This is a genomic window from Aquicella lusitana (genome assembly GCF_902459475.1).
GTDB lineage: Bacteria > Pseudomonadota > Gammaproteobacteria > DSM-16500 > DSM-16500 > Aquicella > Aquicella lusitana.
Map to the genome: position 1 here is coordinate 325,710 of NZ_LR699114.1, position 16,596 is coordinate 342,305.

Annotated in this window: 15 protein-coding genes; 9 read left to right on the forward strand and 6 right to left on the reverse strand. The window is 47.7% G+C overall.

Translation table 11 applies throughout. The features are described 5' to 3' along the window. Window positions 1-73 precede the first annotated feature (73 nt). The 7 genes from AQUSIP_RS01505 (at window position 74) to AQUSIP_RS01535 (ending at window position 8,384) form a co-directional block, all read left to right on the forward strand. On the forward strand, window positions 74-1,033 hold the full coding sequence (locus AQUSIP_RS01505; protein ID WP_232058613.1) for a TerC/Alx family metal homeostasis membrane protein: 960 nt from the start codon (window positions 74-76) through the stop codon (window positions 1,031-1,033). A 1-nt stretch (window position 1,034) separates the two neighbouring features. Next, window positions 1,035-2,528, forward strand: a complete 1,494-nt coding sequence (locus tag AQUSIP_RS01510) for an NAD(P)H-hydrate dehydratase (RefSeq protein ID WP_114834916.1) — start codon at window positions 1,035-1,037, stop codon at window positions 2,526-2,528. Between the two features lie 17 nt (window positions 2,529-2,545). Next, window positions 2,546-3,025, forward strand: coding sequence for a tRNA (adenosine(37)-N6)-threonylcarbamoyltransferase complex ATPase subunit type 1 TsaE (gene tsaE, locus AQUSIP_RS01515; RefSeq protein ID WP_114834915.1), 480 nt, complete (start codon window positions 2,546-2,548; stop codon window positions 3,023-3,025). A 53-nt stretch (window positions 3,026-3,078) separates the two neighbouring features. Then, window positions 3,079-4,533: an N-acetylmuramoyl-L-alanine amidase gene (locus AQUSIP_RS01520; RefSeq protein WP_172621963.1), complete on the forward strand. Its 1,455-nt coding sequence runs from the start codon at window positions 3,079-3,081 to the stop codon at window positions 4,531-4,533. Then, window positions 4,511-6,367 carry a DNA mismatch repair endonuclease MutL gene (gene mutL / locus AQUSIP_RS01525; RefSeq protein WP_114834913.1) on the forward strand — a complete coding sequence of 619 codons (1,857 nt, stop codon included), beginning with the start codon at window positions 4,511-4,513 and terminating at the stop codon, window positions 6,365-6,367. Before AQUSIP_RS01520 ends, mutL begins: the two co-directional genes overlap by 23 nt. A 27-nt stretch (window positions 6,368-6,394) precedes the next feature. Next, complete coding sequence (gene miaA, locus AQUSIP_RS01530) at window positions 6,395-7,303, forward strand: tRNA (adenosine(37)-N6)-dimethylallyltransferase MiaA (protein WP_232058673.1); 909 nt, start codon at window positions 6,395-6,397, stop codon at window positions 7,301-7,303. Window positions 7,304-7,433: 130 nt separating this feature from the next. Beyond that, window positions 7,434-8,384 (forward strand): hypothetical protein, encoded by a 951-nt coding sequence (locus tag AQUSIP_RS01535; protein ID WP_114834911.1) that lies wholly within the window; start codon window positions 7,434-7,436, stop codon window positions 8,382-8,384. Between the two features lie 54 nt (window positions 8,385-8,438). On the opposite strand, the gene AQUSIP_RS01540 is transcribed toward AQUSIP_RS01535, so the two are convergent. The 4 genes from AQUSIP_RS01540 to hldE form a co-directional block, all read right to left on the reverse strand. Further along, window positions 8,439-9,098 (reverse strand): HAD family acid phosphatase, encoded by a 660-nt coding sequence (locus AQUSIP_RS01540; protein ID WP_114834910.1) that lies wholly within the window; start codon window positions 9,096-9,098, stop codon window positions 8,439-8,441. Between the two features lie 10 nt (window positions 9,099-9,108). Beyond that, window positions 9,109-9,423 carry a DNA-directed RNA polymerase subunit omega gene (gene rpoZ, locus AQUSIP_RS01545; RefSeq protein ID WP_114834909.1) on the reverse strand — a complete coding sequence of 105 codons (315 nt, stop codon included), beginning with the start codon at window positions 9,421-9,423 and terminating at the stop codon, window positions 9,109-9,111. A 305-nt stretch (window positions 9,424-9,728) separates the two neighbouring features. Next, window positions 9,729-10,358, reverse strand: a complete 630-nt coding sequence (gmk, locus tag AQUSIP_RS01550; RefSeq protein ID WP_114834908.1) for a guanylate kinase — start codon at window positions 10,356-10,358, stop codon at window positions 9,729-9,731. After that, a complete protein-coding gene (gene hldE, locus AQUSIP_RS01555) occupies window positions 10,351-11,823 on the reverse strand; it encodes a bifunctional D-glycero-beta-D-manno-heptose-7-phosphate kinase/D-glycero-beta-D-manno-heptose 1-phosphate adenylyltransferase HldE (protein WP_114834907.1) in 1,473 nt (490 codons plus the stop codon). Before hldE ends, gmk begins: the two co-directional genes overlap by 8 nt. Window positions 11,824-12,123: 300 nt before the next feature. On the opposite strand from hldE, the gene waaA reads away from it, so the two are divergent. Further along, window positions 12,124-13,407, forward strand: coding sequence for a lipid IV(A) 3-deoxy-D-manno-octulosonic acid transferase (gene waaA, locus AQUSIP_RS01560; RefSeq protein WP_114834906.1), 1,284 nt, complete (start codon window positions 12,124-12,126; stop codon window positions 13,405-13,407). A 25-nt stretch (window positions 13,408-13,432) separates the two neighbouring features. Here waaA and AQUSIP_RS01565 read toward each other — a convergent pair whose 3' ends face one another. Both AQUSIP_RS01565 and AQUSIP_RS01570 read right to left on the reverse strand, forming a co-directional pair. After that, window positions 13,433-14,116, reverse strand: coding sequence for a uracil-DNA glycosylase (locus tag AQUSIP_RS01565; RefSeq protein WP_114834905.1), 684 nt, complete (start codon window positions 14,114-14,116; stop codon window positions 13,433-13,435). Window positions 14,117-14,224: 108 nt separating this feature from the next. Next, on the reverse strand, window positions 14,225-15,931 hold the full coding sequence (locus tag AQUSIP_RS01570) for an NAD-dependent malic enzyme (protein WP_114834904.1): 1,707 nt from the start codon (window positions 15,929-15,931) through the stop codon (window positions 14,225-14,227). A 174-nt stretch (window positions 15,932-16,105) separates the two neighbouring features. Here AQUSIP_RS01570 and coaD point away from each other — a divergent pair, with 174 nt between their 5' ends. Beyond that, window positions 16,106-16,594 carry a pantetheine-phosphate adenylyltransferase gene (coaD, locus tag AQUSIP_RS01575; protein ID WP_148326076.1) on the forward strand — a complete coding sequence of 163 codons (489 nt, stop codon included), beginning with the start codon at window positions 16,106-16,108 and terminating at the stop codon, window positions 16,592-16,594. Window positions 16,595-16,596: the final 2 nt, after the last annotated feature.

Here is a 16,596-nt window from a genome sequence, read left to right on the forward strand (position 1 = left end):
ACACTGCCTAAGTGGCCTGGGTGAATGGCATCGCGTCCTGCTGCGGCAGACGCCTTAAAATGAAGTATCAGATATGATATCTAACGTTACTAATGTATGGATATGGCTGGGCTTTTCTCTATTTCTCGTGATTGCACTGAGCCTTGATACTTTTTTATTAGGTCCAAAGCATGCGCGTCCGCATGAATCAATACGGGCTTCGCTCACGTGGACAACCATCTGGGTGGTTTGTGCGCTGATATTTAACGGGCTGTTATGGCTTTATCTTTTTTACACAGCAACGCCTTACATTGCCCACCAGAAAGCACTCGAATTCTTAACGGGTTATATCATTGAAAAATCGCTTTCAGTCGATAACCTTTTTGCTTTTTACATGATATTTAGCCAGTTCCGTATTCCGCTTGTTTACCAGCAGCGTGTTCTTACGATTGGGATTTGGAGCGCTATTATATTACGTTTGCTGCTGATTTTGTTTGGCGTTTGGCTGGTGACGAATTTTCACTGGGTTTTATATATCATGGGCGCCTTTCTTCTTCTTACTGGTATTAAGATCTGTTTTGCGAAAGAAGAAGAAAAAGACTTGGCTGATACGGCTATTTTCAAACTCCTAAAACGTTTTTTCCGCCTCACATCAAAGATACATTCGCATCATTTTTTTATCAGGATAGATCGTCTGCTTTATGCTACACCGCTTTTCGTGGCATTGGTTTTTGTTGAAATCAGTGACCTTGTGTTTGCATTTGACAGTATTCCAGCCATTTTTGCCATCACAACGGATCCTTTCATTGTCTGGAGTTCCAATATTTTTGCGATCCTGGGATTGCGCGCCCTCTATTTTCTGCTGGCGGGCATGGTGCATAAGTTCCATATGCTGAAGTATGGCGTGGCACTGCTGCTGATATTTGTGGGTACCAAAATGTTAATTGAACCGTGGATACATATCTCCGTGTTGTTATCATTAAGTGTTATTCTAGGAGTGCTGGTTTTTTTCACCGGACTCAGTATTTGGCAGATCAAACGCCAGGGAAGGTAGTATGCAGCCAACCAAATTGCCCATTTATCAGGCTCAGCAAATTCGAGAGTTTGAACAGCTTGCTGAGGAACGCTTTAACATTTCCAGTCATGTGTTGATGCAGCGTGCCGGAAGAGCCGCATTTGACTTTTTAATCCGCCGCTGGCCGCATGCTCAAAAAATTGCTGTATTCTGCGGCGGCGGCAATAATGGCGGCGATGGTTACGTGTTGGCTTATCATGCCCGTCAGCGCGGTCTTCAAGTGACTATTTGGCAAGTCGGTCACCATGACAGGCTGAAAGAGGAAGCAAAGTATGCCTTGAACGCTTGCAGGGAAGCACATATCCTCATGAATTCGTTTAATGAAAAAGCTGACCTTGAACATCCGGACGTGATTGTGGACGCGCTTTGCGGGACGGGCGCACATGATCTTCTGCGGGAGGAAATGGTATCGGCCATTCGACGCATGCAGCGCATGGCAGCACCTATTTTGGCAATCGATGTGCCTTCCGGTATTGATGCCGATACGGGAAAAGTATTGGGTGCGGCGGTGCATGCTACCGCTACGGTGACTTTCATCGGTTTGAAACTGGGTCTGCTGACTGGGCAAGGCATCGCCTATGTGGGCGAGCTGATTAATAATGACCTGCAATTACCCGCCGAATTGTTTTTGGATATTAAACCCGTGGCAGAAAAAATCCAGCTGAATGCTTATCAGTCTTATCTTAAACCGCGCGCACGTGACTGGCATAAAGGCTTGTCCGGTCATGTATTGGTGGTGGGCGGTACAAGCGGATTTTCCGGCGCGCCTCGCATGGCAGCGGAAGCTGCGTTGCGTGTGGGAGCGGGATTGGTGAGTGTCGCCACACGACCTGAATATGCTGTTGCCATGAATGTGGACCGTCCTGAACTCATGTGTCATGGCGTGACTAAACGGGAAGAACTGGAACCTTTACTCGAAAAGGCAGACGTCATTGTGCTGGGCCCTGGGCTTGGCCAGTCAGATTGGTCAAAACAATTGTGGGCAGCTGTGTGTGAAAAAAAATTGTCACTAGTCGTGGATGCAGACGGATTAAATCTGCTAGCAACAATGCCGCAACAATATGAACATTGGGTGTTGACGCCCCATCCAGGTGAAGCGGCACGCTTGCTGGCTAGCACTGTGCAGGCAGTGCAGGACGACCGCCTGGCCGCGACCAGGTTGATCAGCCAGCGTTATGGTGGTACTTGTGTATTAAAAGGAGCAGGCAGCCTCATTACTGCGCCGAATTCGCTGCCCGCTTTATGCGACAGGGGCAATCCAGGCATGGCTTCAGCGGGAATGGGTGACATATTAAGCGGCGTGATTGGCGGCCTGATCGCGCAAGGTGTTCCGCTTGCGGACGCAGCCAGAATGGGTGTTTGTCTACATGCCATGGCGGGTGATCTTGCCGCAAAAGACGGCGAACGCGGCATGATTGCCACTGATTTGATGCCTTACCTGCGGCGCTTAAGTAATTATACCGGACAGGGTTAGAAATTGATGTGCAACATATGACTCAACAAAAATTAACGCATCTACAAAAAATATTGCCTACTGAAGAAGACATGCTGGCCTTTGGTTCACAGTTTGCGAATGCAATTGAATCTGGCGCCATCTTATTTTTATATGGCCCGCTGGGCGCGGGTAAAACAACGTTGACGCGTGGCTTTCTACGCGGACTGGGGTTCACCGAAAAAGTAAAAAGCCCTACTTATACATTGGTCGAGCAGTATGAAATCGCAGGCCACATATTATTCCATTTTGATTTTTACCGGTTGGAGGATGCGCGTGAGCTGGAACAAATAGGCATACAGGAATATTTTTCTCCTTCTTCTATTTGCCTGATTGAGTGGCCAGAAAAGGGCGTACCATTATTGCCCGAGCCTGATTTGGCTTGTTATATTGCCTTTGCAGAAGAGGGCAGAGAAATAAAGCTCGTGTCCTATTCCGATCGCGGCGAACGGATTCTGAAGAAACTGATATCACGATGATTGTATAAACTCAGCCGCAAGCAGCTGAGTTTTTATAAATGGCAATTCTCGCCATGACGATAGGAAAAATAAACATGCGGCAATGGGCTTTATTATTATTGCTGGTACTGTTTCCGATACCGGCAATGGCAAAAGAACCAGTTTATCTTACAGGCATGCGCATTCAGCCATCGTCTGACGCAACGCGCCTGGTATTTGTGCTAACAACCAAAACAGCGGGACGTGTTCGGTATATGCCACATCCGGATCGTCTGATTGTAGAATTTACCAATACAACCAAGCGTTTTATTATTCGCAACGCAAAACTGGGTGACTCCAATATCACTTCCATCAATGCTGAAACAGCTAACGGCACATTACGGTTTATATTTCATGTAAAAGGCAAAGTGAAATGGACAACGCAATATTTACCCAATGAGAAAGGAAGTGGCGTGGTATTGCAGCTGGATGTGATTTCAGTTAAACCTGCCTCTAGAATCAAGCCATTGCCGCTATCTAGGCAGGAATCAAGAAGGCAAAACCTGCCGGAACAAAAATTTGAACCAGTTCCCGTCACGACTGCTTCACCCCTTCTATTCAAGCACGATGATGTCATGGCACGTTTTGGCAATCTCATAAAACAAATTGAGACTAAAAAAGAAACGTCGAAGCAAATTGCACAGGTAGTAGTGCAGCCCAAAAAACCGGAATCTGTGGTGATTAAAAAAGCTCGTCTATTTACTTTAGTCATTGATCCTGGCCATGGGGGTAAAGATCCGGGAGCGCGAGGACCTAATGGGATTCAGGAAAAGGATGTTGTGCTGGCTATCGCAAAGCAGCTGGCGAAAGAACTTAATAGTGTGCCGGGTATGCGCACTGTCCTGACACGGCAGGGCGATTATTATGTGTCATTGCGTGATCGTTTAAGGATTGCGCGTAAATATGATGCGGATTTGTTTGTGGCAATTCATGCCGATGCGTACTTTGACAATAGCGCAGCCGGTGCCTCGGTCTATGCATTGTCACAACGCGGCGCGACCAGTGAAGCGGCACGGTGGCTTGCGAAGCGTGAAAATTATTCTGAACTGGGTGATGTGGAGCTGAATGAGTTGAAGGACCGCAGCCTCATGCTGCGAAAAGTGCTCATTGATCTTTCCCAAACCACGACTATTCAACATAGTATTCGGCTGGGCAACAAGGTGCTGGACGCACTTGATGAAGTGTCGAGTCTGCATTACAAAAAAGTGGAGCAGGCGCCCTTTGTTGTGCTGAAGTCCCCGGATATACCCTCGATTCTGGTCGAAACGGGCTTTATCACTAACCCAAGGGAGGCACGGCGCCTATCTAGCAGTGATTATCAACTCAAGGTCGCCCGTGCACTGCGGCGAGGAATTGACCAATATGTCAAAGCCTATGGCGCCGTGCGAGTCAGTGAGAATAGCCAATCCTTGTCATCGCCAGGATTTCATTTTATCGTTAGGCATCAATTACTGGCGCTAACACCCGATGACAACACAGCGTATTCATAAATTAACTCCCTTGCTGGCTAACCAGATCGCGGCCGGCGAAGTCGTGGAGCGGCCGGCTTCGGTAGTGAAGGAGTTGGTGGAAAACAGCCTGGATGCACAGGCGACCCAAATTGATATTGAAATCGAGCAGGGGGGAGTGAGGCTTATTCGTGTACGGGATAATGGCACAGGTATTCATGGAGATGACCTGCCCCTGGCATTGAGCCGGCATGCGACCAGCAAAATCCAATTACCGGATGATCTCTCCCAGATCATGACCCTCGGATTTCGCGGCGAAGCGCTCGCGAGTATTGGCTCGGTTGCGCGCTTGACGCTCACATCAGCATTGGAAAAAAGCCAGGGATGGCAAATGACTTTGCAAGGCGACGCAGAGCGGCCGGCGGTGACTCCCGCTGCGCATCCTCGAGGTACGACGGTAGAAGTACGCGATTTATTTTTTAATACGCCTGCGCGGCGTAAATTTTTACGGTCAGAAAAGACAGAATTTGATCATATCGATGAACTGATAAAGCGTATTGCTCTCTCCTCTTTTTCAGTCGGATTTACCTTAAAACATAATCAGCGTCTGCTCAGGCAGTATTTGCCGTCCTCATCCGTGCTTTCACCTGCCCAGGATGCAGGCGCCCTCGAGCGGCTGAGCGCACTCTGTGGCCCTGCTTTTGTTGAACAGGCTGTTTACCTGGAAGCAGAAGGCGCAGGCATGCACCTCACAGGTTGGATTGCGCTGCCGACTTTTTCACGCAGCCAATCGGATTTGCAGTATTTTTACGTCAATGGCCGCATGGTGCGCGATAAGCGGGTACTCCATGCTGTTCGTGAAGCTTATCATGATGTGCTGTATCGGGACCGGCATCCTGCGTGCATCCTGTTTCTTTCCATTCCACCTTCTCTCGTGGATGTAAACGTACATCCTGCCAAGCATGAAGTACGCTTTCGCGAAGGGCGCGTGGTGCATGATTTTATTTTCCGCAGCATACATGATGCACTTGCTAGAGCGGATAAAAGTGCCATATCACCTGTTACGGGTGAATGCCGTGAAATGAACGAAACATCTTCTGTTGAGTATAAACATGCATTGTGTTCATCTCCCTCTGTTGCTTCCAGCCAGACAAAACCACACACTTCTCCTTTGTCGCTTACCACTCATCCGCGTGAAACGCGAAAAACTTTTCCTCGTGTACAGGAGCAGCTTGCACTTTATCGCAGTCTGCATGAAGAACCGTCACAGGCTGCGCCCGTGCTTGATGCTGTTCCACCGCTAGGCTTTGCGATTGGGCAATTACAAGGCATTTATATTCTGGCTGAAAATGCCAATGGCTTAATCATCGTGGATATGCATGCGGCGCATGAGCGAGTACTGTATGAAAAAATGAAAGCAGCGTTTGCGCAGCAAACAGGCGCAGTACAAACATTGCTAGTGCCGTTGACACTTTTGTTGAGTGAAAATGAAACAGAGACAGTAGAAGAAAATAAGGATTTCTTTTCCCGTCTAGGTTTTAAAATTGAACGCATTGCCAAAGAAACCATCGCAGTGCGCGAAGTGCCGCAGTATCTGGCTGAAGCGCCTCTCGAACAGTTGGTTCGCGATATCATTACTGATTTGCAAGTGCACGGCGACAGCACACGCGCTCAGGAAAATATTCACGATCTATTTGGTACGCTTGCCTGTCATGCCGCGGTTCATGCTCACCGTCGGTTAAGTTTGCCGGAGATGAATTCACTGCTGCGAAACATGGAAAAAACAGATCATAGCGGGCAATGTAATCACGGCAGACCCACCACAGTGCAATTGTCGCTGGAAGATTTGGATAAACTGTTTTTACGTGGCCGCTAGATGAAACAACAAACGATCATCTGTTTAATGGGTCCCACTGCTTCCGGCAAAACACCTTTAGCTGTAGAGCTGGTTCAGCGGTTCCCCTTTGAAATTATCAGTGTTGATTCTGCCATGGTCTATAAAGGGATGGATATTGGTACGGCAAAGCCCGATCCTGATACATTAAAAATCGCACCTCACCGTTTAATCGATATACTGGATCCCAAGGAAGCTTATTCCGCAGGACAATTTCGCGCAGATGCGCTGCAGGAAATCAGCTCCATTTTTTCACAAGGGAAAATACCCCTGCTGGTCGGCGGTACCATGCTGTATTTTCGAGTGTTGACACAAGGCCTGGCTGCTTTGCCTAAAGCAAACCCTGACTTACGTGCGGAATTGCAGGCAAAAGCTGAACGTTTCGGCTGGGAGGCCCTGCATGCTGAACTGATGCGGATTGACCCGGCTGCTGCCAACCGCATTCATCCCCATGATGCTCAGCGTATACAGCGTGCGCTGGAAGTATATCGATTGACTGGGCGATCCATTACTGACCAGCAGGCAACTGATACGCACCCATTAGCCGATTATGCAATCCGGTATATCGGGTTGGTACCCGGGGACCGTGCCCGTTTGCATGTGCGCATTGCGGAGCGTTTTCAGGGGATGCTGGAGCAAGGTTTGTTGGACGAAGTCCGGTATTTATATGAGCGCGGTGATTTGACTGCAGATTTGCCTTCGATACGGTCTGTGAATTATCGCCAGGTATGGGAGTACTTTTCTGGCCAGACAACTTATTCGCAGATGTGCGAGAGAGCGGTTGCTGCAACACGACAACTTGCCAAACGCCAGTTAACCTGGCTTCGCTCATGGCAGCCGGCAGTGATGGCGGTTGATAGCGAATCACCTGATTTAATTGAAAAAGTAACCGTTTTTCTAAAAAACTTGGGGCCTTAACTCGTTGTTTGTGTGCGTCAGGAGGATGTCCGCTTCTAATCTTTCCCTAAGCTTCTCATGCCTATAATTGGTCAAAATATAAAACGAATCTTTATACATAAAATACGCAAGCGGAGTGGGCAGGGCAGAAATGCAGGCGAAATTTAAAAAAGAAATAAGTCGTTTCTACGGAGACAGCGTTGTCGTCGGATGCGGCGATACCTGGCTCAATAAGCTGACTGACATTGAAAATAAGTTTCATGAAAGACTCTCCTACCACTCGCTGCATTCCAATCCCAATTTCTTTTACTCCATTGATATAGATGAAAAAGCAAATGCGGATTGTGTCTGTGATTTTTCAAGAAATAAGGGAGAGTGCCCTGTAGAGTTACAATCCCGATTCGATTTTGTTCTTCTGGAATTTTTGCCCGGCGATGTTTATATAGACGAAAAGCGGAATATCTTCGAATGCAAACCGATAGCAAGTTTGATGGCCAAAACTTCGGTTATGTTGATTTTAGGCCTCGTACCTTCAGGAAAAGGCGATATATCGGATAGCGACTTGGTTTGTTATGATAAAAAAAAACTAGCTGCACTGATCATCAAAGGGTCGCAGCAAGTGAGTCCAACTTTAATCGTAAAAAGCCTTAATCCGGATGCGCAGCGGCTTATTCAAATACATGGTCTGCAGCTAAAAACAGTGGAAGAAAATTATAATCAGGGAGCAAACGAACAATTTCTTCAAGATAAAGCCATCGAGATTGTTGACAGGCAAATACAGCGATTAAAACAAGAAATATGTCAAATCGCATCGCAAATCCTGCGATCCAAGGCAACCAGCCTTTTCTATATGCAAAACCTGAAAAAGAAAAATGCGAAGTTAAGCGCGCTGCGTGAAATAAAAGTTCAGATTAGAAACAAGTTTCCTCAAACAAGCCTGCACAGCATTATTGAAGATGCAACGGAACGTTATCCGGAATTAACCAGCGGTTTATTTCAGCATGTGGTAGATGATTATTTGAAGGTGATTCTGGAAATGGAAAAATATCATCAGGCAAATTGTAAAGAAACGGTAAAAAATTTGCCGCAGGCCGTGAAGTAAGAGGCAGGTAAAGAAACCTGGGTGTTCTTCGCTGCCCACCCAGGTTAAAATTTTTTAAGGGATGAAGTAATAAGGATTAGGCAATTTAAAAGTTTTATCTGCGTAACCTCCCTCAAGATCGCTTCTTTGATCGCCGATATTGAGGACAATGTCATACCCTTCTTCTTCCAGTTTCTTACGCATGACTGTTTTATATTCGGCAGCGGGCTTGTTCTTGTATTCGCCGTCACGCAATATTAGGCCGTTCCAGTCGGTATAGCCTGCTTTTTTGAGATTGGCTTCAGTTACTGCACGCTCTTCTTCCTTTCTGCCTGTGATGAAGAAAACAGCTACTTTATTAGCTTTTGCGAACTGATAAAGTTTCAGTGTGGGCTGAATGACAGGATCCGATCCCTGGTCTTCAGCTTGCTGAATTTCTTCTAACGTACCGCCAAAATTCAGTTTCACCATGTCGGGATAATTGGAAAGCGAGGTTTCATCGATATCCAGCACGATAGCGGGCTTTTTGTCATCCCGCGGCTGTGCCAGGCGGATTTTGAGATAGCGGGTAGCTTCCTTGATAACATGGTCAATATCTTTATCGTATTGTCCGGAATCGTGATAACGAACCAGCCCTTGTTTCACCACAGCCAGGTTGGTGGGTTCTTTAGCCATCGCTATCATTGAGCCAAAAGAAACGCTTAGCACTAACGCCAGGGGGAGGATTTTTTTCATGAGATCACCTTTATTCTTCACCTGATGAAGCAGCTTGTTTATCCTGGGTGGTGGAAGTATCTGTATCTGGCGTTTCTTCTTCCTCTTTCATTTCAACAGCAGGTTTTGATGTGAGATGCAGTTCTTCAGGCTGGGGTTCATTGATAAAATTGGTATACCCAGCGGCAATTTCACGTAATGCTACGACTGTGGATTTATCATTGTCCCATTCGACCTTGGGTTCTTTGCCGTGCATTAACTGTCGCGCTCTTTTCGCAGCGATAATTACTAATTCAAAACGATTTTTTACATTTTTCAAACAATCTTCTACTGTCACTCTCGCCATGGCTGTCACCTTTGTTTATCGACAAAATAAGGTGCTTAATGATACTAGAATTTGCCGAAAAAGGGTATATCGGGTCAGGGTTCCCTTATTACAAAATGACATAACTTAATTCCGCGCAGATGTATTACTGTCGGTAAATTTCCTCCCCCGTCGTCCCGCGACTTGTTCGCGGGATCCACCAAGCTTTTAAAGAGGCTTTATGAATGTGCTGTTTCTCGCTGCTTCGCGGCGTCTGGATCCCGCTGACAAGCAGCAGGAAGACGGCTACTCAAATCTTGATATGGGAAAGACGGGTCTTGTATAGATCAAGCCCCGTTAAAAACAGCCAGGTTCTTGATCAATTTAGCAAATTTGGCCTGTTGACGTTTCTGGAGCAGGCGGCCTGCTTCAATAATGGTTTTAAGATCATGCAGGGCACTTACAAAATCATCATTAACCACAATGTATTCAAACTCCTGCAGGTGGGAGACAGTTTCTTTTGCATCAGCCAGGCGTTTTTTGATGATATCAGGGTGGTCCTGATTGCGTTTAATAAGCCGATCTTTCAAATCTTCCAGCGAGGGCGGCAGGATGAAAATGCCGATGGCGTCAGGAAACAGGCGTTTGATTTGTTGATGCCCCTGCCAGTCGATTTCCAGTACCACATCCACGCCGCTTGCCAGCGTTTCTTGAACCCATTGCTTGGATGTGCCGTAGTAATGGTCAAAAATAGTGGCATATTCCAGGAAGGCATCTTCCTGGATCATACGTTCAAATTCGGCTTTGTCGGTAAAATAATAGTTCACGCCATGCATTTCATTGGGACGTTGGGGGCGCGTAGTATGAGAAACAGAAACTGTGATTTTAGGCAGTGAATCCACCAGTGCTTTGACTAGCGTTGTTTTACCTGCGCCGGAAGGCGCCGCGACCACATAAAGATTGCCTGAATCAGCCATGGGATTGCTGCTCTCCGTCTAATGCAGGTTGCTGCATGCGTGTGATGATGCGCTGAATAATGGAAGTGCTGGAAGTAATATTGCTATTAACGATACGGACTTCACCGCCGTAGGCATGGACAATATCGGCGCCGACGACTTGATCTAGCTGATAATCGCCACCTTTGACAAGAATGTCAGGCTGTATCAATTTCAGTAAACGTTCCGGCGTCTCATCTGCAAAAGGAACAACCCAGTCAACCACGCCTAAACCAGCAAGTACTGTCATACGATGCTCCAGGTGATTAATGGGACGGCTCGGCCCTTTTAGTTTCTGCACGGATTCATCGGTATTCACCGCCACAATCAGGTAGTCGCCCAGCTCCTTAGCCATCTGCAAGCAGGTCACATGGCCAACATGCAGAATATCAAAGCAGCCATTAGTAAAGACGATTTTTTTGCCCTGTGCCTGCGCTTCCTTGGCAGCGCGAACCAGTTGTGCTTCGTTCAAGATGCCAGTCGCAAAACTGGTTTTGCCTGTAAGTGCCACCTCCAGCTCTGGCGTGCTGACGGTGGCAGCACCCAATTTGCCCACGACCAGACTTGCCGAAAGGTTTGCGAGCGCGGTGGCGGGTAGCAAGTCTAAACCGGCGGCAACCGCTGCACCCAGTACGCCGATCACGGTATCACCCGCGCCGGTCACATCCAGTACTTCACGCGCATAAGCGGGCAAGTGTGTGGAATTCTGCTGGTCAATCAACGTCATGCCATTTTCACCGCGCGTGATGAGCAGCGCACCAAAGTGATATTTTTTCAGCAAGGCTCGGCCCTTATCGAGGATGTCCTGCTCATGCTGGCAGGGGCCGACCACGGCTTCAAATTCCTTGAAATTAGGCGTCACAATATCGGCATTCGCATAGATACTGAAATCTGTTCCCTTGGGATCGACTAGCACAGGGACGTTAGCGTTGCGTGCCAGCTGAATAAGCGTTTGAGGATCGGACAGGGTTCCTTTTTTATAATCCGATAAAATGACCAGTTTTGCCTTTGTAAGATGCTTTTCATAACGTTCCATCAGCAGGTCATGATGGGATGGCGCGGATTTTTCTTCGAAATCAAGCCGGAGCAATTGCTGATGCCGGCTGATGACACGCAGCTTGATGATGGTGGAAATCGCATCAAGCATGCAAAGATCCTGCTCTACCAAAGCGGCTGCCAGCAGCTGTTTCAAGGTGCGGCCTGCCTCATCATTGCCTGTTATTCCAAGCAGGGTCACGTGTGCGCCCAAGGCAGCGATATTAAGCGCCACATTACCGGCGCCGCCCGGACGGTCATCCGCGCTGCCGATTCGAACGACCGGCACGGGCGCTTCGGGCGAAATGCGGGAAGTGTCGCCAAACCAATAGCGATCCAGCATGACATCGCCAATGACCAGGATAGAGGCTTGATTAAAGTCAGGTAATGCTTTAGGTAACAGATGCTGCATGAGGCCCTTTGCTATGTTGATCAAATTTTAAATGGCGAAATTCTATCATTTTCAGTTCAAAGGGGCAAAAGACTATTGATAAATATGCAGCCAAACCTTGCAAATCAGGCAGCTATCTTGCACCATTATCCGGAGTTTTATACCCGAATCCGGGGAGAGTTGTTGCATAAAACTATTCCGTCATTGCGAGCGTAGCGAAGCAATGACCAGGGAAAACATCACACAGTAGCAAGGTATGTAACAACGCCATCCCGGGCAAGAAGGTTTTTCTGAGCACCGACTGAATAGGAATACGTTTACGTGCGTTATATTTATAGCTTTTTGCTTTATCTTGCCTTGCCTTTCCTCTTTTTACGTTTATGGTGGCGTTCACGTCGGCTACCAGAATACCGTGAGCGGTTGGGAGAACGGCTAGGCTATTATCCCTTTACGTTGAAAAAATGCCTGTGGGTTCATGCTGTATCAGTGGGTGAAGCAATCGCAGCCATTCCACTGATCAAGGCATTGAAATCACGTTATCCAGACTTGCCTATTGTGGTGACCACCATGACGCCTACGGGCGCTGCGCGGGTGAAAGCGGGATTAGGGGAAAGCGTTACCCATGTTTATATTCCTTATGATTATCCCGGCGCCGTCAGGCGCTTTCTGCGAGCAATGCATCCAGTGGCTGGTATTATTATGGAGACAGAACTTTGGCCTAATCTGCTGGCTGCCTGCCATCAATTGCGTATTCCTGTCTGCCTCGCCAATGCGCGTTTATCCGAAAAATCAGCGCGGGGCTATCGCCGCATCAAGCCATTAACGCGCGATATGCTGCAGAAGATAGACGTGATTGCCGCGCATGGAAAGGCGGATGCGGACCGTTTTATTGCGCTAGGCGCGCCAAAAGATCGTGTGATTGTCACGGGAAACCTTAAATTTGATTTGGAAGTGCCGCGCGATCTTGCGGATAAAGCGAGCGTTTTGCGCGAAGCACTAGGCAAAGAAAGGTTTATCTGGATTGCCGCAAGCACGCACGAAGGTGAAGAAGAAATAGTCCTGACCGCGCATAAAAAAATAATGAAGACAAATCAACAGGCCTTGTTAATTTTGGTTCCGCGTCATCCGGATCGTTTTGATTCCGCTGCGGCGTTATGCCAGCAGCAGGAATTGACAGTCGCAAGACGTAGCCGCCAGGATCCCTGTACGACGAAAACTGCAGTTTACCTCGGCGACACCATGGGCGAGTTGTTGTTAATGTACGCGGTCTCTGACGCCGCTTTTGTCGGCGGCAGCCTGATTGAAAGAGGCGGTCATAATATTCTTGAGCCTGCTGCACTGGGAAGACCCGTTTTGTCCGGCCCGCACATGTTTAATTTTGCTGAAATCACTCAACTGTTTTCCGACGGTGAAGCGATTACCAAGGTGTTTGATGCTGAATCATTAGCGGCAGAAATCGAGTTACTGATGCAAAATTCCATTCTTCGCGCACAAATGGGTGAACGGGCGCTGTTGATTGTTGCGGAAAATCGCGGCGCGTTGACAAAGCAGGTCAATTTAATTTGCAGCGTATTGGATCAGCAAAAACACGTCACAGTTAAATAAATATTCTCTAAAATCGCCGCCTATTTTATACTTTTTTCAAATTGCATAATGTTTTCTGCGTGAATTGCAAGTCGGCAAATGCTTTGCCTTTGTCCGCGGGATTACGTAACAGATAGGCGGGATGATAAGTCACGATCAAGGGAGTTCGGTGTTCGCCGTAATAATGTAGTTTACTGCGCAGCGATTCCAGAGAGGCTTTTGTGTTCAGTAAATAATGGCTTGCGATTCTGCCCACTGCCAACAGTACCTTCGGCTTGACAAGCGCTATCTGTTGATCGAGAAACGGCGTGCAGGTTTGGACTTCTTCAGGTAAGGGGTCCCGATTATTGGGCGGCCGACATTTTAGGATATTCGCAATATAGACTTCACTGCGTTCCATTTGCATGGCTTTTATCATGGCTGTTAGCAATTGCCCCGCGCGGCCTACAAAGGGTTCACCCTGTTGGTCTTCATGAAAGCCGGGTGCTTCACCAATTAACATAAGATCTGCATCTGGGTTACCTGTGCCAAATACAGTCTGCGTACGTGTTTGATGTAAACTGCAGGCGGTGCATTGTGTCACTGTCTGCTGCAACACTGACCAATCGGGTAGGTCGGTAGCGGGTGAAGGTGGATTTGGGCGCTTAGCACTAGCAGCAACGTCAGGCAGCCGCAGCTCCCAGATATGGAGGCCTAATGCACGATAATAATTCTGGTAAAGATTGCTCATTTTTTAAGTTTGCCATTCCATCCTCTGTGCATCCTATTTTGGCCGGTTGAGGATGGAGTGACAATAGGTATTTTCTTAATCTATGCTGCTGCCTTGTTGCGGCGGTCCTTATGCCTTTCGATAGGGATAATAGCGTGGCTCCCAGGAGGCTTTTTTAATGACATCCTTAAGATTCGCCTGCTCGGGTATTTGCGCCAGTCCTTCCTTACGCGCCTGCTCGGCTACCGCAAGAGCGACTTTGAAGCTGACCATTTTAGTTTCTGAGAGCTTAGGGAGGATCGGTGCCATTTTATCCTGATTGACGGGTGAACATTCACTCAGTGCCTGTGTGGCCGCCCATAGCATTTCATCGGTCACATGCTTCGCTTTGACCGCAACCGCGCCCAGACCGATGCCTGGAAAAGCAAGTGCATTATTGCTTTGGGCAATTCGATACCATTTATTGTCATACATTACATCGGGGAAAGGACTGCCAGCCGCGATAATGGCTTTGCCGCGGGTCCATTTTAGCAGGTCATCGGGTTTAGCTTCCGCCAGAGATGTGGGATTGGAAAGCGGCATGATGATGGGACGGTCTACATGAGACGCCATCATTTTCACTATTTCTTCACTGAAGGCACCCGCAACGGTTGAGCAGCCGATCAAAATGGTAGGGCGTACGTTTTTGACCACATCATACAAACCAATATAGTGAGGATCGCGAAGTTCCCAATCAGAGACATCTTCTTTGCGAGCATAAGGCGCTTGGAAAGGAAGTAAAGAAGCGTTTTGGGTGAGTAAACCGGGTCTATCCAGCAGCCAGAATCGCGCTCGAGCTTCTTCTTCGGAAAGTCCTGCTCGCCGCATGGCGCCATAAACCTGGTCAGCGATGCCGACGCCTGCGGTACCCGCTCCCATAATGACAATACGATGGTTGCGAAGTGGCATGCCGCTTGCTATTACGCCCGCCAGTACTGTCGCCAGGCCTACTACGCCAGTTCCCTGCATATCGCCATTAATAGTACAGATTTTATCTCTATAGCGGCTCAGGAGACGGCGTGCATTATCCCGGCCCATGTCTTCCCAGTGCAGAAAAATATCAGGAAATTTTTTGGTAATGGCGGTCACAAACATATCAATGAAATCATCAAATTGTTGGCCGCTGATGCGTTCATGGCGCCAGCCCAGGTACATGGGGTCATTTAATAGGTGTGGGTTATTGGTACCCACATCGAGCTGGATGGGCAGAACGCGATGTGGATTGATGCCGCCGCAGAGTGTATAAACCATCAGCTTGGCATTTGAAATATTGATACCGCCGATGCCCTGGTCACCGATGCCGAGCACCGCTTCGCCATCAGTCACTACCGTCAGGTCAACCTCGGGAGGGAGACGATTATCCAGAATGCTCTCCATTTTGTCGCGGTCAGGGTAGCTGATATATAGGCCCCGTGGCTTCCTGTGTTCAAGGCTAAAACGTTGCACTGCTTCGCCTACGGTGGGTGTGTAGACTATAGGCAGCATTTCTTCCAGATGCTGGCTAGCCAGCTTATAGAAGAGGGTTTCGTTATAATCGTGCAGTACATTCAAATAGATATTTTTGCCCAGGTTGGTATGGTGTTCATGGTATTGCACATACATGCGGGCAACCTGTTGATCGAGGGTTTCTACCTGATGCGGGAGAAAGCCGGTTAAGCCAAACTCCTCTCGCTCTTCATGGGTAAAAGCACAACCTTTGTTTAATTTAGGCATATCGAGCAGGGCATGACCAGTCAGGCCTGTTTCGATGGCCGTTATTTCACCTTCATTATTGCGTATGATCTTAAATTCAAACATAGCGTCACTCTTTGCTTTTATTGTGTGCCTAAATGTGTACCATACCCGAGCAGTCTTAATTTATTATACCGTAGAATATGATAATTTATTGGCTATTCCGCGGCGGATGCCGTCCTTCAGGGAGGCGTAGTTTAGTCGCGATGAATGCAGAACTCTAGTACATGACGAGGGAGTATGCGTAAAAATATTGCTGTGTATGCAGGTACATTTGATCCTATCACTTATGGGCATATCGATCTGATTGAGCGTGCTTCGCGTATTTTTGACAAAGTTATTGTGGCCATCGCCTTAAACAAAAATAAAAAACCCTTGTTCTCGCTGTCAGAGCGGGTTCAGCTGACCACAAAGATCTTGTCGGATTACAAAAATGTGGAAATTGATGGATTTGACTCACTGTTGCTGGATTTTGCCAAGCAGCACGGCGCAAATGTTATTTTGCGAGGTTTGCGCGCGGTAGCGGATTTTGACTACGAATTTCAGCTTGCTAGTATGAATCGCAACTTGAATCCCGCGATAGAGAGCATGTTTTTAATGCCCGCTGAAAAATATATGTATATTTCTTCCAGTCTCGTGCGCGAAATTGCATCGCTCGGTGGTAAAGTCACAGGGTTTGTCCCGCCGCTTATCGTAGAGGCATTACATAAGAAATTTCACGAGGTGTGAAA

What these genes read in the sequence shown, in the direction of transcription:
- AQUSIP_RS01565 (WP_114834905.1), bottom strand. Translation starts at nt 14,116, where the DNA reads ATGAGCAATCTTTACCAGAATTATTATCGTGCATTAGGCCTCCATATC.
- AQUSIP_RS01535 (WP_114834911.1), top strand. Translation starts at nt 7,434, where the DNA reads ATGCAGGCGAAATTTAAAAAAGAAATAAGTCGTTTCTACGGAGACAGC.
- miaA (WP_232058673.1), top strand. Translation starts at nt 6,395, where the DNA reads ATGGGTCCCACTGCTTCCGGCAAAACACCTTTAGCTGTAGAGCTGGTT.
- gmk (WP_114834908.1), bottom strand. Translation starts at nt 10,358, where the DNA reads ATGGCTGATTCAGGCAATCTTTATGTGGTCGCGGCGCCTTCCGGCGCA.
- tsaE (WP_114834915.1), top strand. Translation starts at nt 2,546, where the DNA reads ATGACTCAACAAAAATTAACGCATCTACAAAAAATATTGCCTACTGAA.
- AQUSIP_RS01520 (WP_172621963.1), top strand. Translation starts at nt 3,079, where the DNA reads ATGACGATAGGAAAAATAAACATGCGGCAATGGGCTTTATTATTATTG.
- AQUSIP_RS01510 (WP_114834916.1), top strand. Translation starts at nt 1,035, where the DNA reads ATGCAGCCAACCAAATTGCCCATTTATCAGGCTCAGCAAATTCGAGAG.
- hldE (WP_114834907.1), bottom strand. Translation starts at nt 11,823, where the DNA reads ATGCAGCATCTGTTACCTAAAGCATTACCTGACTTTAATCAAGCCTCT.
- mutL (WP_114834913.1), top strand. Translation starts at nt 4,511, where the DNA reads ATGACAACACAGCGTATTCATAAATTAACTCCCTTGCTGGCTAACCAG.
- rpoZ (WP_114834909.1), bottom strand. Translation starts at nt 9,423, where the DNA reads ATGGCGAGAGTGACAGTAGAAGATTGTTTGAAAAATGTAAAAAATCGT.
- AQUSIP_RS01570 (WP_114834904.1), bottom strand. Translation starts at nt 15,931, where the DNA reads ATGTTTGAATTTAAGATCATACGCAATAATGAAGGTGAAATAACGGCC.
- AQUSIP_RS01540 (WP_114834910.1), bottom strand. Translation starts at nt 9,098, where the DNA reads ATGAAAAAAATCCTCCCCCTGGCGTTAGTGCTAAGCGTTTCTTTTGGC.
- coaD (WP_148326076.1), top strand. Translation starts at nt 16,106, where the DNA reads ATGCGTAAAAATATTGCTGTGTATGCAGGTACATTTGATCCTATCACT.
- AQUSIP_RS01505 (WP_232058613.1), top strand. Translation starts at nt 74, where the DNA reads ATGATATCTAACGTTACTAATGTATGGATATGGCTGGGCTTTTCTCTA.